The following is a 20800-nucleotide window of genomic DNA, read 5'->3' as shown; positions in this document are numbered from 1 at the left end:
TGCAGCTATTCTGCTTAATAGATTAAGGAAGATTGATAATGGATGAACTGACCCTGTGTTTAATCCACACCGCTTGTTTAGTGTCTGAATATTACTGTATTTAGCTTAATGAAAATTACCGCTAGAGTATGAGGTCATAGAAGGTGGGATGGGAAAAATGGCTATTTTATCAACTGGGCCGATAGAAAACAATCCCGTTTCCGGGGTTAGACCGACACAACAGGTTACCATTAGATTGGTAAGTCGTGCTGCGGACTCTCTAACTGTATCTGTCCAGGGATATGTGCTTAGCACAACAAGAACACTGTATGTGAGTGAAGTAATCAGTATCGCCCCTAACGAAGCATTGACCAGAAATTATTTTGCGGATTTAGATGCTTATGAGTTTGTTTTTGAAACAAGCATGGAAGGTGCAGAGCAAGTAGGGATTTCAGTGTGGGGTAAACAAGCCTCCGGACAATTGGTTGATGCACATCGTGTAGTAGATCACGAAAAAAACAGTTAAGAAAAGTCTGGCAGATAAATCTGCTCAAAAGAAGGAGATGTGGCGATGAGCTTTTTATCAACAGGGCCAATAGAAAATAACGCTGTGAACGGTGTAAGACCGACTCAAACAGTTACCGTCAGAATCGATAACCGCAGCGATGTGACAGCATCATCCGTACAAATACAGGGGTACTACATGGATGGTGGATTGAGGGTTTTGTATGTCAGTGAGTCTTTAAACATCGCCCCCAATCAAGTAGTAACCAACAATTATTTTGCCAACTTTGATGCGTTCGAGTTTACCTTTACAACAACCACGACGGTTAATGATCCTGTACAGGTATCCGTCTGGGGCAAGAGCAGCACAGGCTCTTTAGTAACTGCCCATCGCTTGGTCTCTTCCGAATTGCTGGGTGATGTTCCAGACATCACCGGAGTCACAGGCTCAACCGGTGCGACCGGAGCTCCTGGGTCTACTGGTGTGACAGGCGCAACGGGGGCTCCGGGGGCTACTGGTTTCACAGGAGCAACAGGGGCTCCGGGTTCTACCGGTGTGACAGGCGCGACGGGGGCTCCGGGGGCTACTGGTGTAACAGGTGCGACGGGCTCTCCGGGGGCTACTGGTGTGACAGGCGCAACGGGGGCTCCGGGGTCTAACGGAGTAACTGGCGCGACAGGGGCTCCGGGCTCTACTGGTGTCACAGGTGCAACGGGGACCCCGGGTTCTACCGGTGTCACAGGCGCAACGGGGGCTCCGGGGGCTACTGGTGTCACAGGTGCGACGGGGGCTCCGGGTTCCACGGGTGTCACAGGTGCAACGGGGACTCCGGGCTCTTCCGGTGTCACAGGTGCAACGGGGGCTCCGGGCTCTTCCGGAGTAACGGGTGCAACAGGCTCTCCGGGGGCTACTGGCGTAACAGGTGCAACAGGTTCTCCGGGGGCTACTGGTGTCACAGGTGCGACGGGCTCTCCAGGGGCTACTGGTGTCACAGGTGCAACGGGGGCCCCGGGCACAACTGGAGTCACCGGAGCGACAGGTGCTCCAGGTTCTACCGGGGCTACTGGAGCAGCAGGTGCTGGCGCCATCATTCCTTATGCATCCGGCCTTCCAGTTGCACTGACTACCGTATTAGGGGGACTTTTGAATACCTCCAGTTTAGTTGGATTTGGCAACAGTGCTTCAGGTGTAAGTGTCAACGGAGGAATCATTGATCTCACAGGCGCTGCCGGCACCTTGCTAAACTTTGCTTTCTCCGCATCACGTTCAGGAACGATTACTTCACTGGCCGCTTATTTCAGTACGACAGCTGGACTAAGCTTGGTTGGATCTACCATAACCATAACTGCACAACTATTCAGATCTACTACACCAAATAACTCCTTTACGGCTGTACCGGGTGCTGTAGTAACCTTGACGCCTTCATTGACCGGTGTCTTGGCACTCGGAACAATATCCAGCGGATTGACAACAGGACTTAGCATTCCGGTAACTGCCGGTGACCGCCTGCTTATGGTGTTCTCGGCATCAGTAACAGCGGGAATTGATGTGGCTACAACGTTGGCCGGATATGCAAGCGGCGGACTTAGCATCACTTAACGTGAAGTTCAGTTTCATATTAAATTGAGATACACAGACCCTTCGCCGATCATGGCGGGGGGTCTCTATCTATGTATGAGCACACAAGTGGTCTATTTTGCCCGCATGCTGAACAAAAGCAGCCGATCACATGGATCAGCTGCTTACTACATATTTATTCAGTTATCGTTTCCCATTAATTGAACTTTCCATTTTGATCGTTTGTTCATGAGCTTACCCGATCATGCATGCAGAAGTGCCAAGCGTACCCTCTACCTCGTTTCCTTCCTTACGCCAGTACTCCATGCCTCCAAGCATTTCTTTCACCTGAAAACCCAGACGGGATAAGCGGGCTGCTCCTTTGCTGGCGCCATTGCAAGCCGGCCCCCAGCAGTAGACGACGATGACCTTATCTCTGGGCAAAGACGCTGTTGTTTCTTCGCTGATCGTGTTGGAAGGAAGACTAAGAGCTCCCGGGATATGGCATTCTCCATAAGCAATAGCGCTTCTTACGTCGATGAGTACAAAGTCATTGAGACCTTGCGTCATATCGTGCTTTACGTCTGAGACGTCCGTTTCTACGGCAAGCTTGTTCATGAAATGCTGATGAATGTACTCAGGCGAAGGAGCAGGCGTCTCTAAGACGAGGGAATATCGGATTTGATTTGTCATTTGGGTTACCTCCAAGGGGGCTGATTTGATTTCTTGCAATCAATGTAACACAGCCTCTAACCATGGAGTTATCGATAGAAATCTATAAGATACTTCAATCATATTGATAATTGGTTTCACTGATCAAATCCACGAAACCTTGAAAAGCTTTGGATTTCCACTTCTTTTTAGAATATATGAGTTGCGTATAAAAGTTGCACTCCGGATGGACGAAAGGAATAGCGACAATTTGGCCCTTACGGATTTCCTCGGTAACCGCTATACGCGGCAGCAAGGCAATACCAAGATCGTAAATGACGCACTGCTTGATTGCTTCCAGATTGCCGAATTCGTAGGAAAGACTGTAATTCACTTGATTCCCTTTCAAAACATTGAGAAGCATAGCCCGGTAAGTGCAGCCATCTTCTGTCATAATCAACGATTCACCCTCAAGATCTTCAATGTGGACTTCACTTTGAAAAGCAAGTTTATGATCAGGATTCGTGATAAAAACTAACGTTTCTTCCCTTAAAATGCTGCAGTGAAGATCCGGATCCTTAAATGGAGGATCCAAAATGATCCCTATGTCTAGTTCGCCACTTTTGACTGACTCAATAATATAAGGTTCGTTACCAGGCTGGATGATCACATTGATACCAGGGTATTCTCCACGATACTTTTGAAGATATGGCGGAAGGCAGAAGGCAGCCAAAGTCTCGATAGTTCCTATGGACAGTTTTCCCTTGGATTGTTTGGATACGACTTCTTTGGACTCTTCATGCAGTCTGTGTATATCGTTGGCGTATTGCAACAGCGTTTCGCCAGCCAACGTTAGCTTCATTCCCCTGCCAAAACGTTCTAAGAGAACGACGCCGTAAGCTTCCTCCAGCTTCTGAATCTGAGTCGTGATGCTGGACTGTGCATATCCAAGTGTTTCCGCGGCTCGCGTATAGCTTCCCCACTTCGCCACTTCCCGAAAGGTTTTCAAATAAGTTAGTTCCACGAGCATCCCTCACCTTTTGCAAGTTCCCGATACTTTATCATGAACTCTCGGTTATGACAATTGAATCATCAAAATTAATGATATTACCCAGATTTAATTATCGATAACTTTGATGAGAATCAGCATTGTATGATTAGTGCAGTGTTAAAAAATACAGATGTAGAGCGAATCGCGGATAGCGAGCTTGAAGTGCTGTAACCATTTTGCGGAAAGTAGTCATAGAACAACAATCTGAGTAACCCAAAGCTTTAAAAACCTTTAACTTTCATTAAACTAACCTGCCCGTTAGTCGAACAAAAGCAGCCGATCATATTGATCAGCTGCTTTCTTAGTTTTAACGATATCGTTTCCCGTTAGTTTATTTACGGTCTGCATATTTTACTCTTGTTTTGAAGCATGGTCATTGCGTCCTTATCTTCAAATATTATTCTGTAATTATGCTACTTAATTTTTGAAAATTACGACCATATGCTTGCTTCCCATATATTCAACGGAAGTATTTAACTGCTCCGCTACAAAACGAACAGGAACGAACGCACTGCCGTTCTTCAGAAGTAAAGGAGCATCTTGCATCACCGTTTGCTGGTTTACTTTTACCTGCCTGTTCCCTACAGCCCAACGAATCGTTTTACCATCCTTCTGAATCGTTACCTCTTTGGTGCTCTGTTTCCAATTCACGGCTGCCCCAAGCTTCTCGGAGATGAAACGGATCGGCACATAGGTACGTCTCGTCTGAATAAATGGCGCTGCGGTAATACGATAAGCACTTTCTCCAACATAAGCAGTCGTGCTGCCGATCACCAAGCGCTGTGTCTTACGCTGACCGCCAGGCAACTCATTTCCTGCCATTTTCACAAATAATTTAGTTGTTTTCGATCCCTTGCTTAAATCTAAATAGTTATTTTGCAGTGCAAGTGGTTCAATGAATGCACCCGTATCATAATACGGTAAAAAACCACGTTGTTGGAGCGGCTCTAAATCCCAGATTCGATTGTTTTTCAAATAGAGGTAAGACAATCTTTGAAGATTTCTCATCGGCTCCAAATCATAGATCTGGTTAGATGATAAATCCAGAGAAAGTAAGTTAGTTAATTTAGATAACGCAGCAAGATCTTTGATGTTATTATTCGCAGCATCGAGTCTCCAAAGATTAACCAATCCTGCTAGCGGCTTTAGATCTGTGATCTTGTTAGAACTTATGGACAACGTATTCAGATTAACTAGTCCCGCTAGCGCTGAAAGATCATTGATTTGGTTGCTAGCTAGAGATAAATCTGTCAACTTCGTTAACTTCCCAAGGGGCTTAATATCCTCAATTTGATTGTCACTCAGATCCAAGGTCGTCAAATTCACAGCATCGGATAGAGGTGAAATATCAGCAATTTGATTTCTGCTTAAAGAGAGCCTCGTCATATTGACTGCATACTCCAAACCCTGCAAACTCTTAATTCCTTTACCCGCCAAAGGAACGTCGGTCAGTGACTCTAGATCCTCTTTGGTTAGGGATTCATCGTCGTTTTTATTCAATAATGACTTAAGCGCTTGTTCTAGATTGGGATCCTCAAAAGCCAAAGGCTGTTGGTTAGACGCCTCCATGTAAGCCTGTCCTGGTAAGCCCAGACCCAAGACAAAGATAATTATTAATCCAGCAAGGTATTTCTTCATTCTGACCATCCCTCTCCAATCCCTGTATAAACTAGCCAGTAGTTGCTTCAATTAGTACGCAATTTGGATAGAAAAGTTGTATTGAAGAGTAATGTAAATAGTTGAATAAAAGCAGCCAATCACAATGATCAGCTGCTTTCTTGTTGTTATGGGCTAACGTTTCCCGTTAGTTTAATGCTTCCTCCTTTTTGCTTGTTCAAACTCTTTGTGTAAAAACCTTTAGACGATAAATTTTCATAAGTTATTGCAATCACCTTAATAATTCGCTTTTGCAATTTATCCATATTTTTAGACAAATCATTTGACATCAAAGTTTAATCCATGTACCCATCATAGTGTAAACCTCCAAATAAAAAAGACCGTAAAGAAACTAATTCTTCAGGGCCCTTTAAGAAATCCTATTTTATCAGATAGATTGTCTACAGTCCCTTTTCTACGGACATCCTACGAACTGGGATCTAGGGTCAATGATTCATATAATGGGCATATAGTTGCTCGAATGTTGTAAAACATTCGACTTTTCTGCCGACCTTATCATACTCGTCTAGATATTCATCCATCACTTCAAGGAACTTCTCTTTCATAACTGGTAAATCACTTGCATCAAAGTACTGCATAAGATCAAATTTCTTGGTTCCTTTCTCCACAGCCATTTCATCAAGATACCCTTGTGCTCCAAAGGCCGAAAGAAAGACGTAGGAGGCATCGTCCGTTATAACACTGTTCAAAATTTTATTGCGGTAGTTGCACCACAATTCTTCGTATGTTCCTTTAAGATTATCAAAGGTTGGAGCAGGTTTAACAATGAAGTTATCACACATCGTGCAATGTAACCTCGTAACGCTATTCAACATATTAAAAGATGCTATTCGAATATTTTCAATGGAATGAGCTTCGATGATTGACATGTATAAGGATTCGAGATCATTCGGAATATAGCGAAGCGAGCGTATCTCTTCCGAATATCGCTTAATTCCTCGTTTGATGCATGTGTTATTCATGCTGACCAAGGCATTGACTAGATTGTACAGAACGCCGGCAGATGCATGTCGCACTGAACCGATATCTTCACCCAGCATCGTATCACTGTATGCTTGCTTAGCCAGATTGATCCATTTATTTGCTCGATTAAGACACGCTTCTCCTATCGGGTTCGCGAGTGTATCTAGAGCTTTTTGCTTGAAGTCGTTCAATTTCTCCAAATCCTCAGGCTTTGCATAGTAGAGAATTTTGAGCTCGGTTAGGTCGGATACGTTGGGACTCTCTAAGGTGGATTGCTCTTGTATTCTTGAATCCCATGGCGTGCAGTAGATGTCATATCCAACGTCATCCAAGATGAAGCAATCGGATATTTCCCATCCCCGTTCTGTATTATTAATGATAACTAGATCAAGATCGCTTTTCTCATGGAAGTCCCCCGTGCTAAAAGAACCCGTAAGCCCAATAATTGCGATATCGTCTAGAAAATCTCTTTTCACCCGTTCAACCACCATGTTAATGAGCAGTTCATTTTTGCTCAGCAGCTTCTCCTTTATGTTTTCATCCATTCGTTACACCGCCTTCGTATGATCCGGCCGTTCTTCATTCCAACAACCTTAACTTGAGTCTATCGATATAAAGGTGCGGTTACTAGGTATAAGTTGATTTAATTCATCTTTGAACAAAATCCACTAGACCGTCGATAAGACGATTTAGTGGATTTCATTAGTTCTTTTTATAGACAATTTTCTTTATACTTTCGCAGGACAAGAAGTATCGCCCCGCCAATTCCTCTATAGTGATGCCTTTGCAGAATAAGGATTTAATCTCCGCGTTTCGAGCAGAGATCCTATTCTTGCTTAGGGTTTTCTCGCCCCATTTTAAGTGCGCCTCTTTGGGTTTGGGGATATAAACCAATTCGCCTTGAACGTATTCTTGAATGATACGTAGCAATTCTTCCGGAAAAATAGACTCGGCTTTTGAATATTTCATGGACCTCACTCCTTATTAAATAAATCAATAAGGTGCAAAGCCAGTTAGTAGAATATTACGATTCGTCATTGGCAATGTAATTGTTTCTAAACTCTATGCAAAGCATTGCCATATCCTTCACTGGCTTTGCATAGAGAGATGCATGTAAGAATCCTACCCCAATTGTTTTCAATAGCCTCACCTCCAATAAAACAGATAGTTGCTATCTGATAATATATCAAAGCTTGTTGTTCAAGTGTCTTACCATGTCTTTGGACTAACACGATTGTACGTTTACATTGAATTACCAGCCGTTTTCCCTGTGAGAGAGGTGCTTGAACCGAGTCTTCAAGAACTTCAGATGAGTCGCCAGTTGTTGGACGGGTTCAATTTTCATATGTTTAAGATGCATCATAGGGTAAATTTGACTTGCACATCCGGTGGAGTAACAGCGTTAAGATATACACTTGTAGACAGACTACTCTAATTATTCTCCAAAAAGTTCAACTAACCTGCCCGTTATTTGAACAAAAGCAGCCGATCATATTGATCAGCTGCTTCCTTGGTTTTATGAGCTCTCGTTTTTACGTTAGTTGAATACTAAATGCAAGACGGGTCCCTGTTTTCATTATTAAGGCTTGACCGTTTCGTTAATCTTCTCGAAATACGGGGACAGCTTGGAGGCTAGTTGCTCAAATTGCTGCTGCTCTTTTGGGGTCAATTGCTCCTCATGACTGACCCCATTTTCATCAGTGATCTTCAGTTTTAATACCATCAACTGCTTTGTCAGTTCCATATATTCTTTAAACTCATCTTCCGTAAGCTTGCCTTTTGCTGCCTGAAGCATCCCTTCAATCTCTTGATAGTCTTCTTGTGTACCCCCTTTCTGTTCAATAGTCGAAGAAGAACCAAAAATATCATCGGCCAAATAGGAGGCTGCAAATGCAGCTGACGGAATGAGGATTGCTACTGCAGCAATACCTGTGAGTATACGTTTTTTCATTGGAGATCTACCTCTCTTCTCATTTAAATAGTTTTGATAGGACTGTCGTACACGTCCATACAACTCGGGTGGGCAGTGCATCGAATCCGCCACCTGGCGAAGTTCATCACTCAACTCTTTGTCAATGGACATACACGTCTCCTCCTGTCATTTCATATCGTTTCCGGAGTTCTTTCCGTGCTAGATGATGCCTGGATTTAACTGTGCCAACGGGGATCTGCAACATGTCCGCAATTTCTTCCAAGGTATAATCGTGAAAATAGCGCAGGATGACGACCACACGTAGTTTGTACGATAACTGGCGGACAAGGCTAAAGAGCTCATGCTGCGTTTCGGACTGCAAGACTACTTTGTCCGTCCAGTCGAACTGTTGTTCACAAGTCATCTGGCGATTTCGTTCAAAAAGGCGAATTCGTCTCCAGGTCTTTCTTTTCCAATCCTGTACAAGATGGACAGTGATCCCGTGCAACCAAAACCGGAATGGTCGGTTAGGGTCGTATTTCTGATATGACCGCCACATGTGCATGTATACTTCGTTCACAATTTCCTCAATATCCTGTTTGTTGTAGACGAGAAAAGCAACGGTCCGATAGACATCTTGGTGAGTCGCCTGATAGACCAGCTGGAAAGCTGACTCATCACCAAGTATTGCTTTTTCAAGCCATTGAATTAACTCTTTATCATTCATGGGGGCCCCTCCTGAACGTGATACAAATCTTATTTCGCTCCCGTGCGGGAAAAGGTTCAGTAGAAGAATGGATTCTTAAGTACCCATGTCTGAACACAAAAAACTCAATCCCAATCAGACGCTAAAACCCCCATAATATACGTATCGTGAAATTCTCCCTCAAAAAAAGCATGTTTCCTTAACTTCCCTTCCACACTAAATCCCACTTTCTTATACAAACCAATAGCTCGTTCATTAACACCTCTTGTAGTTAAGTAGATTTTATTTAAACGCAGCTGCTTAAAGCCAATGTCAAGCATTTGCTTCATAGCAGGTTCTCCATAACCTTGTCCACGTGCTTCTGGAGCTAACAAGATACCAATACTTGCTCTACCATGTTCAAGTTCTATATTTTGAAGAAAAACCCATCCAATGAGACGCTTTTCATCATTTTTTATAGCTAATAAAAGATCTCCGTCCTGACGTTTTTTCTCCACATGATTCACAGTTTGTTCATAGGTCAATGGAGTTCTTCCAACCATGGAAATAGAAACGGAGTCATTCAACCAGTGATGCAGTTCTTTAATGTAATCTGTTTCAAAAGCATGTAGAGTTACTTTTTTATCGCTCATTTTTTTTCCTCTTTTCATAAAATTATTTTTAGTAAATATAAATTGACTTAATCCAAGTATTTATTTTTTTTCATTATATACTTCAAATAAATAACTAAAAGGATCATTCTTGTTATCTGTTTCCGATTTTTTTTCATGTAGTGATATAGCTAATGATGCTAGAATTAAGATACAAGCACACATAGAGATTAAACTCAATAAGCCCAACACGATAACCATACAAGTACCTCCTAAACTTTTTATACATATTGATAAAAGTTTAGATTATGGAAAGCGTTTCAGAGCAAGCCCAAAAAATTTGAAAGGAGAACAAATGGCAAACATAAGAGATATCGCAAAAATGGCCGGCGTCTCAATTACAACCGTATCCCGTGTAATTAATAATCAGCCGTATGTAAGCTTAGAAAAAATAGAAGCGGTTAGACGAGCTATTGAGACTAGCAAATATGAAAAAAACATAAATGCCGTCCATTTAAGTAAAGGAAAAACCTTTCTTATCGGTGTTGCAATCCCATTTTTTAATCATCCATTTTTTGCTTTAATCGTCGAGGGTATTGCAAATGAGGCATTGAATTCTAACTATAAGATGGTTCTGTTCCAGACTAATTATGAAGAAAATAGAGAAATTGAAGCCTTAGATATGTTAAAACAAAAGCAAATAGACGCTTTGATCATATGTTCCAGAATTTGCAAATGGGATGTTATAGATACCTATTTAGATTATGGTCCAATCATCTTCTGTGAAAATACGGGAGACAGAAAAGTTTCTTCAGTATATATGGATCACTATAAAAGTTTCTCCAAGGGATTAGAGTACTTGTATTCTAAAGGTCATAGAAAGATAGGCATTTGCGTGGGGAGAAAAGCGGGAACGAACGGTGTGCAAAGGATAACAGCCTATAGGGATTTTTTTAAAAAGATCAACGAACCATTTGAAAGTGAATATATTTTCTCAGACAATTATGATTTCGAGAATGGGCAGGAGATTGTTGAAAAATTAATAAATATGAATAATCCTCCCTCAGCTTTATTAGTTTCAAACGACCAAGTAGCTGCAGGAATAGTTACATGCAGTAAGGAAAAGGGAATTTCAATACCAGATGATCTGGCAGTTATAGGGTTTGACAATCAACCAATTGCTAAAATTATGAATATTACTACAATTGAAATACCTCTAGTGGAAATGGGAAGAAAGTTATTACTTCGGGCAATTAGTGATGAAGTTCTTTCATGCGAAGAAATAGCAGTTAAATTAGTTGAACGACTCACAGTATAGTTAAAAAACTTTGGCAGTTCCCTCCAACCTGCTTTTGTGGCTATTTCCAAGCAATCAACAAATACCCCAACTCAAAATGCTTCAAAACTAACTTTTATTACCGCAAAAAAATAAGCAGCCTGCTAATTCGCAGACTGCTCGTAGCTTTTCAACTAAAGTTTCCCGTTAGCAGAATACTTAATTCTTCATCCAATCATTGAAATGATCTGCAACAAATCGAATCTCGCTCTCATAGTGAGCCAAGTGTCCTTCATCCACCATTTTTTGAAAGGCCAAATTCCCTTCGGCAGCACCATTCCTCAACGTATCACACATCGTTGTCAATCGTTGGATAATCCACTGACACAGTTCATTAGGGATGGGAATTCCATATGATTCGAAAAACAGATGGATTCGTCGACTTCGCTCTCTAGAGTGCAAATCTGTTTCGTATACCACCGTTTTTTCCGAGGTATGGTTAGGCTGGAAGCTGGCAAGTGGAACCGATGTATAAAGGGTATACGCAATGTCCGACATGCGGGGACCGGGGCCAGCCATGTCAAAATCAATCAGCGCTGCTGGATTCTCATTTTGAAAGACAACGTTATACAGCGCAGCGTCATTATGGCATATCACTTCGTGCTCACGCTCGTCGACATAACTAAGCTGCCACTCGCCATTAGCCAAGAGAGTTGATCCTTCAGTCGCATCATGAAAACGGCGTAAAAGACATGCTAAACCCACAAGCGTTTCATCTGACCACATGTAAGGTTTAAGTTCAGGGTACTCGTTTCCTGGGACTTCCCCAGGAATGAATGATAATATTTCACGGTCAGAGTCGTCGGTTCCGAGAAATCTTGGTGCTCCTTCAAATCCTTGCTTCTCTAAATGTTTGAGCAGCTCATGAACACTCGGACTCCAATAACCAGTGGGACGGAGAACCATATTCTCCTTTCGTATAATGTGATTCACATTCCCACCCTTCAATACTTCTTCCTGAGTCACTTTGTCTCCCCCTTTTTATTATTTTTTTCAAAGCCACCACGCTTAGATGAGATTTGGTTGAATACCTTTTTTATTCTTTATATCTTTTAAGGAACCTTCTATATAGGCAGAGTACTTCAAAATATTCATTTTCACCTTATTCACTAACATCCTCGTTCATTGACATTAATCCGAATTCGGAATAAAATACTTATTAATTTCAATCCGAATTCGGATTATATGCAAGGAGACTTGTAATGAGTAACGATGGTCGTAATGAGATACGCCGCTTGATGATTGCAGTAAACCGAATTGATGAGCTTTACTACCGGGCACTGCGCTCACTCAAAGTTAAAGACAACACATTCGTATTGTTTTATGCGATTTCTGATGGAATGTCCCACTCCCAGAAACGAATCTGCGAAGAATGGCTTATCCCGCGTACGACATTAAACACGATAGTGAAAGAATGTATACATATGGGTTACATTCAACTTGTTTCTCAAGGGAACAAAGAAAAAGAAATTGTTTTAACGGACAGCGGAAAAGCTTTTGCTGCAAGTATCTTAACGCCAATTTTTGCCGCGGAGGAAAAAGCGATGGAGCCGCTTTTGGGAAAGGGTCTCGTTGAACAGTTGGAATGTTTTACGGAACGACTACAATTGGAATTTCAGCAAATGAAGGAGTAGATCATTGTGAAAGCAAACCTCGAACCAAACGTTACTTTGGAACTGGCCAAAAAATCGGATCTGCCAGAATTCAGAAAAAAATTGCAGGAAGCCTTTGCTATTGTCGTCACTGAAGCATTTGGAGATGCTGATCACGGGCCGATTCCATCGGATCACGATGTTCAGCAGTCTTTTGATGCTCCTGGAGCAGTCGTATATCATATTCTTCAAAAGGATCAGAAGGTCGGTGGGACCGTACTGCGTATTAACAGCAAAACAAACCATAATTACCTAGATTTGTTCTACGTATCTCCGGAACATCACAGCCAAGGAATTGGACTTTCTGCTTGGAAAGCCATTGAAGCAAAGTATCCGGAAACTGTACGTTGGGAAACCGGAACACCCTATTTCGAAAAACGAAATATCCATTTCTATGTGAATAAATGTGGATTCCAAATTGTAGAGTTCTACAATAAGTATCACCCTGAACCGCACATGCATCGCAATGAATGCGAAAATAACAAACCCCTATTGGGGGATGAGGACTTTTTCCGATTTGAAAAGGTTATGAACAAGGATTAAACAACTGTTCTTGTTAAATTAACTTGCCCGTTAGTTAAACAAAAGCAGCCGATCACTAAGGTCGGCTGTTTCTCGATTTAGACGCAGTACTACTCATATTCTACAGAACTAACTGTATGGGTTAAGAATCGCGAGGATCTGATGATCCTCCCATTTTCCATTAATATGAACATTCTGTCGAGCAATGCCTTCTTTTTGAAAGCCAGCCTTCTCCAGCACTCGAATTGAAGCGATATTATGCGTCATGGCCCCTGCTTCAATTCGATGTAATTTTAATGTATTGAAGCCATAGTCAACGACTAACCGAACAGCCTCAGTCGTATAGCCTCTACCGTTACTTTTTTGATCTAAGTCGTATCCGATATATGCACTTTGAAGAGGGCCCCGCATCACGTGGAAAAGGCTTACCGTCCCCACTAACATATTATCGGTGTTTGTAAAGATTCCAAAATTATATGCTTGGTCATTTTTTCGATCTTCGTCCTGCTTTTGGATACGCTTGAGCTGTCCTTCCATCGTATAAAAGTCGTCGGTGCGTGTCGGTGCGTAGCTTTCAAAAAAATCACGGTTTTCTATCTGCAACTGGAGTAGTCCAGCAGCATCATCGACGGAAATTTCCCTAATATGTATGTTGACGCTTCTCAAAGTAAGCCACTCCTCTTATAAATAGTTGTGTAAATGATTGAGCGCTTGAGCTTAGCTGTTAATCTAGCAATAAAAGTAATGTAAATGATAGCATATGTACTTTTCAATCTCAAAAATGTAACCTCGTCGAATCTAAAACGATTCCGTTAGTTGAATAAAAACTAATGATCCTCTTGACCGGTTGCCCTTGTTGGTTATATCGAGCTAATGCCTTTTTCTTCGGCTTCCACCAAGGCAAACGATTAGTTATGCCCCCCATGCACCAACAAACACTGCTTACTCCACTCCATCCATATAATGTAGTAGTATGAACTATATACATTACAAAAGGGAGAACGTTCACTCTATGGAATTTAATATATTTATAGTTGAAGATGATCAGGCATTATTCGAAGCGCTAAAAACAGGACTGGAAGCATGGGCGTTTCGGGTTACGAAACCGGATGATTTTAATGAGGTCATGCGTTCGTTTCTTGATCAAGAGCCTCATCTGGTAATTATGGATATCACGCTGCCTAAATTTGACGGTTTTCATTGGTGTAGGGAAATTCGTTCTGTATCCGAAGTACCCATCATTTTCTTATCCTCCCGCGATCACCCGTTAGATATGGTAATGGCGCTTAATATGGGTGCAGATGACTTTATCCAGAAGCCTTTTCATACGAATGTACTGTATGCCAAGATTCAAGCGGTTCTTCGACGGACGTACGCTTATGGGGAAACCCAGGCAGATACACTCGAATGGAACGGTGCCTTAATTGATTTAAAGCGAGGGATTATCCGAAAATCAGCCGCGGAAGCAGATTTGACCAAAAACGAATTATTTTTGCTGATTTCGCTGGTGAAGTCCAACAATTCCGTCATTTCACGTCATGATCTGATTCGTAAGCTATGGGAGGATGAACAGTTTGTAAATGATAATACACTTACAACCAATATCACCCGTTTGCGACAGAAGTTAGACCCGCTTGGACTTTCAGACGCTATTGTGACAAAGAAAGGGATGGGTTATATGGCAGTGACTTTATAGGAGGAAATACATGATATGTTCGTACGTTACGTTAGTTCAAAAAAAAGCTGGATTCTGCTGTTCATCAGCTTGCTTGGTGTGACTGATCTGCTTATCATTTTCGATCAGGGAGTAAGTGTTACACCCACCTCTTTCATATATTTAAATGCGCTTTATATTATTGTGTTTGTTGTATTTTTCATTTGGCGGTACAGGAAAGAAACCAGGTATCTGGAAGCAGTTGCTAAACTACAGAACGACATGCAAACTAACTGGTTTGAGAGTCTCCCTCAACCTGATAATGAATTAGATCAGATAACGGACAACGTATTAAGAGAGGCCTCATCCCATTTCAAAAAACTGCTTTCTCAAGTGAAAGAAGCCCAACTGATTGAGAATGATTTTACCGCCTCCTGGATTCATGAAATCAAGACTCCTCTTACCGCTATGAAGCTAATTATGGACGCGCATAGTAATCCGGATATAAGTAAAATTGAAACAGAGTGGCTGCGGATTCATCTGCTTGTTGAACGGCAGCTGTACATGACACGCCTTCCTGCGCTGGAATCGGACTACGTCCTTGAACGGCTGTCTGTACACCGTCTCGCTATAGAAGAAATCCAGGAGTTGGCTCCCTGGTGTATGGAGAAAAATCTGGCAGTCAATATGGAAGGCAATGATGCCGCTGTTGTTACAGACCGCAAATGGTGCCGCTTCATCATCAGACAGATCCTGACCAACGCCATCAAATATAGTCCTTCCGGTACGTCAATAACGTTCAGAACAGCGGTTATGGAACAAGAGAATGTCTATCTGGACATCATTGATGAGGGCCCGGGTATTCAGCCGCATGACTTGCCGCGTATATTTGATAAAGGTTTTACCGGCGGGAATGGAAGGATTCATAATGCCGCTACTGGACTCGGCCTCTATCTTGCCCAAACTGTTGCAGCCAAGATAGGAATTACACTTCAAGTCCACTCCAGCCAGTCGCAAGGTACAACAATGCGGCTGACTTTTACAGATTCTAATGCATTTGAGACCGTTAGAAGAGGACAAGTGGACCATATCCCGTTATGAACAGCCAAGGTAAACTTGGTTGTTTTTTTGTTAACCTGACGAATTCGTCACCTTCCGCTTCAACTCGTCACCCAAAGCGTGCGACATCAAGGATATTTGCACGTAAACTTAACCTATAAACACATATGGGAGGTTCATCATGAATGAAAAAAATGAACAAGATACAGTCTTGCACGCCCGCAATGTTCAAAAAGCGTATGGCTCGAGGGGCAGTACCCAACATGTTTTGAGAGGCATTGATTTACGCGTACTGCGTAAAGAGTTCGTCGGTATCATGGGTCCCTCTGGTTCCGGTAAAACCACTCTGCTAAATGTACTTGCGACAATTGATCGAACGACTGACGGTACAATATTCATTGATAATGAAGATATATCCGCCATGACAAACGCTGCCCTTTCCGCGTTCCGCCGTAACAAGCTTGGCTTCATCTTCCAGGATTACAATCTTCTTGATACATTGACGGTAAAGGAAAATATCCTTCTGCCGGTATCACTTAGCAAGCTAAGCAAGAAGCAGGCGGAGAGAGAATTTGCAGCGATTGCAGACGTACTGGGCATTCGGGAATTGTCGGAGAAATACCCATTCGAGATATCAGGAGGGCAAAAACAGCGCACTGCAGCCGGACGGGCTTTGATCCATCAGCCATCTATCATCTTTGCAGACGAACCGACGGGGGCCCTAGATTCGAAATCCGCATCATCGCTGTTGTCCGTAATGGATGAGGTGAACCGAACCAGAGAGGTCACCATTATCATGGTCACACACGATCCGGTGGCGTCCAGCTATTGTAACCGCGTGGTCTTTCTAAAAGACGGGAAGATTTATTCCGAACTGTACCGGGGGGAGAAATCCAGACAGTCGTTTTTCAAGGAAATCATTGATGTGCAGGCTGTACTAGGGGGCGATAATATTGACGGTATTTGATCTGGCATTCCGAAGTATGCGGCAAAATGTAAAGCATTACTATCTGTATTTCTTCGCACTCATTTTCAGCATGAGCCTGTTCTTCATCTTTGCATCTCTCAAGTATGATCAGCAGGTACAGAATATGCTGGATTCCAGTGTGAACTTCACTACAGCCTTCCAGTCTGCAGCGGTCCTGCTTATGGTAATCATAGGGGTCTTCGCTGTTTCCTCTAACAGCATATTCTTACGAAGACGCAGCCGGGAATTTGGATTATATCAGCTCATAGGGCTTTCCAAAGGTTGGATTATCCGTTATTTGCTCCTTGAGAATATCTTGCTAGGTTTAGGAGCTCTAATCACAGGGATCATCTGCGGAGCACTCGTATCCCGTTTGTTTGTCCTGATCTTAATGAATCTGCTCAACTTGAACGGTCTGCCTTCGATAGACTTTTCTGTACTGGCAGCGTTAGAAACAGCCGTAGTGTTTATTCTTGTCATCGTTATTACTTCTATTCAGATGATAGTAATGATCAATCGCAGAACCCTGCTCGGCTTATTCCAGGCAGATAAGCAGCCTGATCTTATCAGCAAGCGGCCCTCTATTTTTACGGCTATAATCGCTGTACTTGGTGTTATATTGATTGGCTACGGGTATCAGTTATCGGGCCATATGGTAGATGAACAATTAGTGTTTAATGCAATACTGGTAATGGCATCTACCATAATAGGAACCTATATCTTATTCAGGGTGACGATCAGATGGTGTCTCTACTGGTTCCGTAAACGTAAAAAAGGACATCTGGGCTTGTACAACAGTCTGTCGCTTGCTCCGCTGATGCACCGCATGAAAGCCAATGCCAACTCGCTTACATTAATTACTGTGCTGTCGGCTTTAACCCTTACACTTGTTACCATGGCGTATTCTATCTACTACTCCGTTGAGCAAGTTACCCGCAATGATTATCCATATGATTTCGCAATTGAGAATAACCAGCGGGATTCAGATGCATTTACAGCCGAGCTGGAGAGCAAAGGGATTAACTACAACCACTATACCATCAATACGTTCCGGACTAACGGTGTTGTTCTGGATCCGTTAACTGAATCCGGATTTAGAGAAGGCATGCTATTATGGCTGTCGGCAGAACAGTTGCAAAAATCCGGCAGAGATGTCTCTGTACCTGACTATGGCGAGGCAATAGAATATAATGCTTCTGCTCTGAGCGCATATGATGACATTGATCTCACCAAACGTTATCCAACTATGATTGAACTGCGCTCAGAAACACAGACCAAAAGCTATCCCTTGAATGAAATATTGCTGGAGAATATCGTGAACGCCGGAATATCAGGCAGACAAATGTTAGTATCTGAAGCCACCCTTGAAGAGATCGAGAGGAGAATGTCCAATATGGACGGCTTTGAACGGGTTGAGATAGATACATTTCTAATCCCGGACAATAAGGAACTTGCACTGGCTTCCACTCTCTATCAGAAATATAATACGGACGAATATTATTCGGCAGACTTTTATTCCCGCTACACAAGTTTGCTCCAGCAATCCGGATTATTAATTTTTATAGCTGCCTTTCTGGGACTTGCCTTTCTCGCTTCAACCGGCAGTATTCTCTACTTTAAACAGATGAGCGAAGCCGAGCAGGAAAAACAGAGCTTTAGAACTTTGCGTCAGCTTGGTTTTGATGAAAAGATGATCATGAAAGGCATCTTGCGAAAGCAAATGCTGGTGTTTTTGCTACCGCTGTTCATTGGGATACTGCATTCAGTCTATGCAGTCAAGGCAAGTTACTTCATAACTCTTTCGGATGATACCATCCCTGCGATGATTTCGATGGGAGCTTATGCCTCCATCTACTTCCTGTTCGCTTTCTTCACGCTTGGGTATTACAAAAAAATCGTCCACAACGCTATGTTATAACAACGACTACGGGGAGGTAATGTAGCATGAAAAAAACCGTTATTTTTATTCTGACCGCACTGATTGTTTGCTCAGCCCTGTATTTAACATTCAAACGGGATTTTGATCAGTTCAATCCATTCTACGAGGAACAATATGTATACGCAGTAATCAATGAACCAGCCAAGAAGGAAGGTAAAAATGAATGGATTCGCTACAGATATAATCTGACAGGGTACACAGGCAAGGGAGAAAAGAAAAAGATCACTTTCTCCTCAAGCAAAGAACAGAAACCGGAAGGCTATGTCAAGGTGCTTGCCAAGGGAGCCTATACCAAAGAGTGGAGTTTAATAGAGGAGAAAATGATTCCCGGGAACGTTTTGAACCAGTTACGCTCCCATTGAGCACATGCCTGAACAGCAACTCCAAAGACAGCAAGTGATGCTGCTTTTGAGTTGCTCTTTTTTCGATTGTGAAATGAGCTGGCGACTGGCAGATAGGTATTTTGGATGTTCCACTCTATTCTTAAGCAGCATGGTTGCGAGATCAGGTTAAATTGTGCCCTTGCGCACAAAAAAATACGACCCACCCTTCATAAGAAAGGCAGGCCTTACTATTTTACTTCTTTGCCGTCTGAGCTTTTTTCAGTTTATCAGCAGCAGCTTGAGTACCTGATTGAATAGCAGCAGTTGCTTTGGCTAGTGATTTCTTCCCCTTTACTACCTGTGTCAGTTCTTTTAGTAGAATCGAACGAAATTTTAATTCAAAATTGGGTGACTTTTCCATGAGAGCATAGCTTGTTATCGCTGAATCCAGATTAGGTCTTAATTTATAGAAAGCATCCAACTTGTAACCGGAGTACTCCTTCGTCATGCGAGATAGAGGAGCACCGATACTATTATTAGAACTCTTGGGTTTATAGTATTCGGCAGCATAGTCATCTCCATTGAAGTATTTAATAAAATCCCAAGCGGCATCGACATGAGCTGCTCCCGCTGGAATCGCAAATATCTCATTAATGGAAACATTCCCTGTTGACTCTTGATTCTTAGAAGCCGCAGGACCGGCAGCAATACCGAGCTTAAAAGGTTTATAATTCTTCACACCACTTTTTGCTGCCTCTAAGGACTGCAATTGACTAATCGGTGCTACGATCATAGCTGATCGTCCCATAATAAACGAGCTGCTTTCCAAGTAACTTTTGCCCGACAGACTGATCCTTTCGTCAAGCACTCCGGACTTCGTTGCCTCGCTCGCCAGATGATAAGCATTTTTCCACGCAGCGGTATTCGCGCTAGCCTTTAGAGTATTCGGATTCATATACGTTAACCCTTCTGTTCTGGCGATATCCATAACCAAGTTGCTGGATCCAAAGGAGCTTAAGCCCCAGATCCGGGAGTTCTTATCCCCTTTAGTAGGGAATTTTTGAGCAAGATTCAATATCTCTTTCCATGTCATTCCATCACTTGGTACTTTAACATTGTACTTTTTAAATAAATCAGCATTATACAGAAGAGCGTACGAATCTGCTTTTGGGCTTAACCCGTAAAGTTGGCCACCGCCTTGTTTCTTCAGTTCATCAAGCAAGCCAGGGTATATCGTTGTCGTGTCATACTTATCTCGCTTAATTAACGGTTCTAAATCGACCAGCTTCTTATCTGTAGACAGTTGTTTGTAATGGTATGGGGGCAGCATAACAAGATCCGGTGAGTACTTTTGGATAGCCCCATCATAATCCTTAATCGCTTCCATACCTGCAGGTGCAACCACTTCGATGTCTGTATTAGGGTACTTCTGACTAAACAAATTTCCATACGTCTGGTTGAAGTCGTCTTCGTTCCAGTACAACACTTTTAAAGTACGTTTCGTATCTGCCTCATTGTCTGAATTTGCAGAAGCTTGTTTACCTGTACTAAGGCCCGCTGAAATACCGATTAACATAACACTAAGACTAACAAGCATGGCCTTCTGTAAAAAATTGTGCTTCAAAAATAAAACCTCCACTCCATTTTTGTTCAAACGATTATTCGCTTGTGTTGAACTAAGTATAGAGGTGAAAGCTTATCATCGAACTACTGTACTTCTTATCATTTCCTTAATTAATACTGACGTTACTCAATGC

Annotated in this window: 22 protein-coding genes; 10 read left to right on the top strand and 12 right to left on the bottom strand. The window is 42.4% G+C overall.

Annotated elements, in window-relative coordinates:
- Positions 1-157: 157 nt before the first annotated feature.
- Positions 158-505 (top strand): hypothetical protein, encoded by a 348-nt coding sequence (locus AC3RCI_RS05255; protein WP_336781236.1) that lies wholly within the window; start codon positions 158-160, stop codon positions 503-505.
- 45 nt (positions 506-550) lie between these two features.
- Complete coding sequence (locus AC3RCI_RS05250) at positions 551-2083, top strand: exosporium glycoprotein BclB-related protein (protein ID WP_492527836.1); 1533 nt, start codon at positions 551-553, stop codon at positions 2081-2083.
- A gap of 213 nt (positions 2084-2296) precedes the next feature.
- Here the strand turns inward: AC3RCI_RS05250 and AC3RCI_RS05245 are convergent, their stop codons facing one another.
- The 9 genes from AC3RCI_RS05245 to AC3RCI_RS05205 all read right to left on the bottom strand — a co-directional run bounded on the left by AC3RCI_RS05245 (position 2297) and on the right by AC3RCI_RS05205 (position 9852).
- Entirely contained in the window at positions 2297-2734 is a 438-nt protein-coding gene (locus tag AC3RCI_RS05245) for a rhodanese-like domain-containing protein (protein WP_336781238.1), read from the bottom strand.
- Between the two features lie 94 nt (positions 2735-2828).
- Positions 2829-3716 (bottom strand): LysR family transcriptional regulator, encoded by an 888-nt coding sequence (locus AC3RCI_RS05240; protein ID WP_336781239.1) that lies wholly within the window; start codon positions 3714-3716, stop codon positions 2829-2831.
- A 444-nt stretch (positions 3717-4160) separates the two neighbouring features.
- The gene (locus tag AC3RCI_RS05235) at positions 4161-5381 is read right to left on the bottom strand and encodes a stalk domain-containing protein (protein WP_492527834.1); all 1221 of its coding nucleotides are present in this window, start codon (positions 5379-5381) and stop codon (positions 4161-4163) included.
- Between the two features lie 464 nt (positions 5382-5845).
- Positions 5846-6928, bottom strand: coding sequence for a nucleotidyltransferase domain-containing protein (locus tag AC3RCI_RS05230; RefSeq protein WP_492527832.1), 1083 nt, complete (start codon positions 6926-6928; stop codon positions 5846-5848).
- A 157-nt stretch (positions 6929-7085) separates the two neighbouring features.
- Positions 7086-7352 carry a CD3324 family protein gene (locus AC3RCI_RS05225; RefSeq protein ID WP_492527830.1) on the bottom strand — a complete coding sequence of 89 codons (267 nt, stop codon included), beginning with the start codon at positions 7350-7352 and terminating at the stop codon, positions 7086-7088.
- A 610-nt stretch (positions 7353-7962) separates the two neighbouring features.
- Positions 7963-8466 (bottom strand): DUF3600 domain-containing protein, encoded by a 504-nt coding sequence (locus tag AC3RCI_RS05220; RefSeq protein WP_336781241.1) that lies wholly within the window; start codon positions 8464-8466, stop codon positions 7963-7965.
- Positions 8456-9022, bottom strand: coding sequence for a sigma-70 family RNA polymerase sigma factor (locus AC3RCI_RS05215; protein ID WP_154892757.1), 567 nt, complete (start codon positions 9020-9022; stop codon positions 8456-8458). The genes AC3RCI_RS05220 and AC3RCI_RS05215 overlap by 11 nt, the downstream gene beginning before the upstream one ends.
- Positions 9023-9126: 104 nt before the next feature.
- The gene (locus AC3RCI_RS05210) at positions 9127-9633 is read right to left on the bottom strand and encodes a GNAT family N-acetyltransferase (RefSeq protein WP_492527828.1); all 507 of its coding nucleotides are present in this window, start codon (positions 9631-9633) and stop codon (positions 9127-9129) included.
- Between the two features lie 60 nt (positions 9634-9693).
- On the bottom strand, positions 9694-9852 hold the full coding sequence (locus AC3RCI_RS05205; protein ID WP_492527826.1) for a hypothetical protein: 159 nt from the start codon (positions 9850-9852) through the stop codon (positions 9694-9696).
- A gap of 94 nt (positions 9853-9946) precedes the next feature.
- Here AC3RCI_RS05205 and AC3RCI_RS05200 point away from each other — a divergent pair, with 94 nt between their 5' ends.
- On the top strand, positions 9947-10909 hold the full coding sequence (locus AC3RCI_RS05200) for a LacI family DNA-binding transcriptional regulator (protein ID WP_492527824.1): 963 nt from the start codon (positions 9947-9949) through the stop codon (positions 10907-10909).
- Positions 10910-11086: 177 nt separating this feature from the next.
- Here AC3RCI_RS05200 and AC3RCI_RS05195 read toward each other — a convergent pair whose 3' ends face one another.
- The gene (locus tag AC3RCI_RS05195) at positions 11087-11893 is read right to left on the bottom strand and encodes an aminoglycoside phosphotransferase family protein (protein WP_336781243.1); all 807 of its coding nucleotides are present in this window, start codon (positions 11891-11893) and stop codon (positions 11087-11089) included.
- Positions 11894-12129: 236 nt separating this feature from the next.
- Here AC3RCI_RS05195 and AC3RCI_RS05190 point away from each other — a divergent pair, with 236 nt between their 5' ends.
- Positions 12130-12561 (top strand): hypothetical protein, encoded by a 432-nt coding sequence (locus AC3RCI_RS05190; protein ID WP_492527822.1) that lies wholly within the window; start codon positions 12130-12132, stop codon positions 12559-12561.
- 6 nt (positions 12562-12567) lie between these two features.
- Entirely contained in the window at positions 12568-13122 is a 555-nt protein-coding gene (locus tag AC3RCI_RS05185; protein ID WP_492527820.1) for a GNAT family N-acetyltransferase, read from the top strand.
- Between the two features lie 108 nt (positions 13123-13230).
- On the opposite strand, the gene AC3RCI_RS05180 is transcribed toward AC3RCI_RS05185, so the two are convergent.
- Positions 13231-13767, bottom strand: a complete 537-nt coding sequence (locus AC3RCI_RS05180; RefSeq protein WP_492527817.1) for a GNAT family N-acetyltransferase — start codon at positions 13765-13767, stop codon at positions 13231-13233.
- 346 nt (positions 13768-14113) lie between these two features.
- Here AC3RCI_RS05180 and AC3RCI_RS05175 point away from each other — a divergent pair, with 346 nt between their 5' ends.
- The 5 genes from AC3RCI_RS05175 to AC3RCI_RS05155 all read left to right on the top strand — a co-directional run bounded on the left by AC3RCI_RS05175 (position 14114) and on the right by AC3RCI_RS05155 (position 19082).
- On the top strand, positions 14114-14797 hold the full coding sequence (locus tag AC3RCI_RS05175) for a response regulator transcription factor (protein ID WP_336781247.1): 684 nt from the start codon (positions 14114-14116) through the stop codon (positions 14795-14797).
- A 15-nt stretch (positions 14798-14812) separates the two neighbouring features.
- Positions 14813-15856 carry a sensor histidine kinase gene (locus tag AC3RCI_RS05170; protein WP_492527815.1) on the top strand — a complete coding sequence of 348 codons (1044 nt, stop codon included), beginning with the start codon at positions 14813-14815 and terminating at the stop codon, positions 15854-15856.
- A 139-nt stretch (positions 15857-15995) separates the two neighbouring features.
- Complete coding sequence (locus tag AC3RCI_RS05165; RefSeq protein ID WP_154892764.1) at positions 15996-16781, top strand: ATP-binding cassette domain-containing protein; 786 nt, start codon at positions 15996-15998, stop codon at positions 16779-16781.
- Complete coding sequence (locus AC3RCI_RS05160; RefSeq protein ID WP_154892765.1) at positions 16768-18699, top strand: FtsX-like permease family protein; 1932 nt, start codon at positions 16768-16770, stop codon at positions 18697-18699. The genes AC3RCI_RS05165 and AC3RCI_RS05160 overlap by 14 nt, the downstream gene beginning before the upstream one ends.
- Before the next feature lie 26 nt (positions 18700-18725).
- On the top strand, positions 18726-19082 hold the full coding sequence (locus tag AC3RCI_RS05155; RefSeq protein ID WP_154892766.1) for a YxeA family protein: 357 nt from the start codon (positions 18726-18728) through the stop codon (positions 19080-19082).
- 214 nt (positions 19083-19296) lie between these two features.
- Here AC3RCI_RS05155 and AC3RCI_RS05150 read toward each other — a convergent pair whose 3' ends face one another.
- A complete protein-coding gene (locus AC3RCI_RS05150; RefSeq protein WP_492527813.1) occupies positions 19297-20667 on the bottom strand; it encodes an ABC transporter substrate-binding protein in 1371 nt (456 codons plus the stop codon).
- Between the last annotated feature and the right edge of the window lie 133 nt (positions 20668-20800).

It is taken from the genome of Paenibacillus sp. MT124, from assembly GCF_058792755.1.
Note: the sequence above shows the minus strand (reverse complement) of the source record. Positions and strands in the feature narration are given on the sequence as shown.

Excerpts from the sequence above, each read along its gene's own strand:
- AC3RCI_RS05255 (WP_336781236.1), top strand. The coding sequence starts at position 158 with ATGGCTATTTTATCAACTGGGCCGATAGAAAACAATCCCGTTTCCGGG.
- AC3RCI_RS05250 (WP_492527836.1), top strand. The coding sequence starts at position 551 with ATGAGCTTTTTATCAACAGGGCCAATAGAAAATAACGCTGTGAACGGT.
- AC3RCI_RS05245 (WP_336781238.1), bottom strand. The coding sequence starts at position 2,734 with ATGACAAATCAAATCCGATATTCCCTCGTCTTAGAGACGCCTGCTCCT.
- AC3RCI_RS05235 (WP_492527834.1), bottom strand. The coding sequence starts at position 5,381 with ATGAAGAAATACCTTGCTGGATTAATAATTATCTTTGTCTTGGGTCTG.
- AC3RCI_RS05230 (WP_492527832.1), bottom strand. The coding sequence starts at position 6,928 with ATGGATGAAAACATAAAGGAGAAGCTGCTGAGCAAAAATGAACTGCTC.
- AC3RCI_RS05225 (WP_492527830.1), bottom strand. The coding sequence starts at position 7,352 with ATGAAATATTCAAAAGCCGAGTCTATTTTTCCGGAAGAATTGCTACGT.
- AC3RCI_RS05220 (WP_336781241.1), bottom strand. The coding sequence starts at position 8,466 with ATGTCCATTGACAAAGAGTTGAGTGATGAACTTCGCCAGGTGGCGGAT.
- AC3RCI_RS05215 (WP_154892757.1), bottom strand. The coding sequence starts at position 9,022 with ATGAATGATAAAGAGTTAATTCAATGGCTTGAAAAAGCAATACTTGGT.
- AC3RCI_RS05210 (WP_492527828.1), bottom strand. The coding sequence starts at position 9,633 with ATGAGCGATAAAAAAGTAACTCTACATGCTTTTGAAACAGATTACATT.
- AC3RCI_RS05205 (WP_492527826.1), bottom strand. The coding sequence starts at position 9,852 with ATGGTTATCGTGTTGGGCTTATTGAGTTTAATCTCTATGTGTGCTTGT.
- AC3RCI_RS05200 (WP_492527824.1), top strand. The coding sequence starts at position 9,947 with ATGGCAAACATAAGAGATATCGCAAAAATGGCCGGCGTCTCAATTACA.
- AC3RCI_RS05190 (WP_492527822.1), top strand. The coding sequence starts at position 12,130 with ATGAGTAACGATGGTCGTAATGAGATACGCCGCTTGATGATTGCAGTA.
- AC3RCI_RS05175 (WP_336781247.1), top strand. The coding sequence starts at position 14,114 with ATGGAATTTAATATATTTATAGTTGAAGATGATCAGGCATTATTCGAA.
- AC3RCI_RS05170 (WP_492527815.1), top strand. The coding sequence starts at position 14,813 with ATGTTCGTACGTTACGTTAGTTCAAAAAAAAGCTGGATTCTGCTGTTC.
- AC3RCI_RS05165 (WP_154892764.1), top strand. The coding sequence starts at position 15,996 with ATGAATGAAAAAAATGAACAAGATACAGTCTTGCACGCCCGCAATGTT.
- AC3RCI_RS05155 (WP_154892766.1), top strand. The coding sequence starts at position 18,726 with ATGAAAAAAACCGTTATTTTTATTCTGACCGCACTGATTGTTTGCTCA.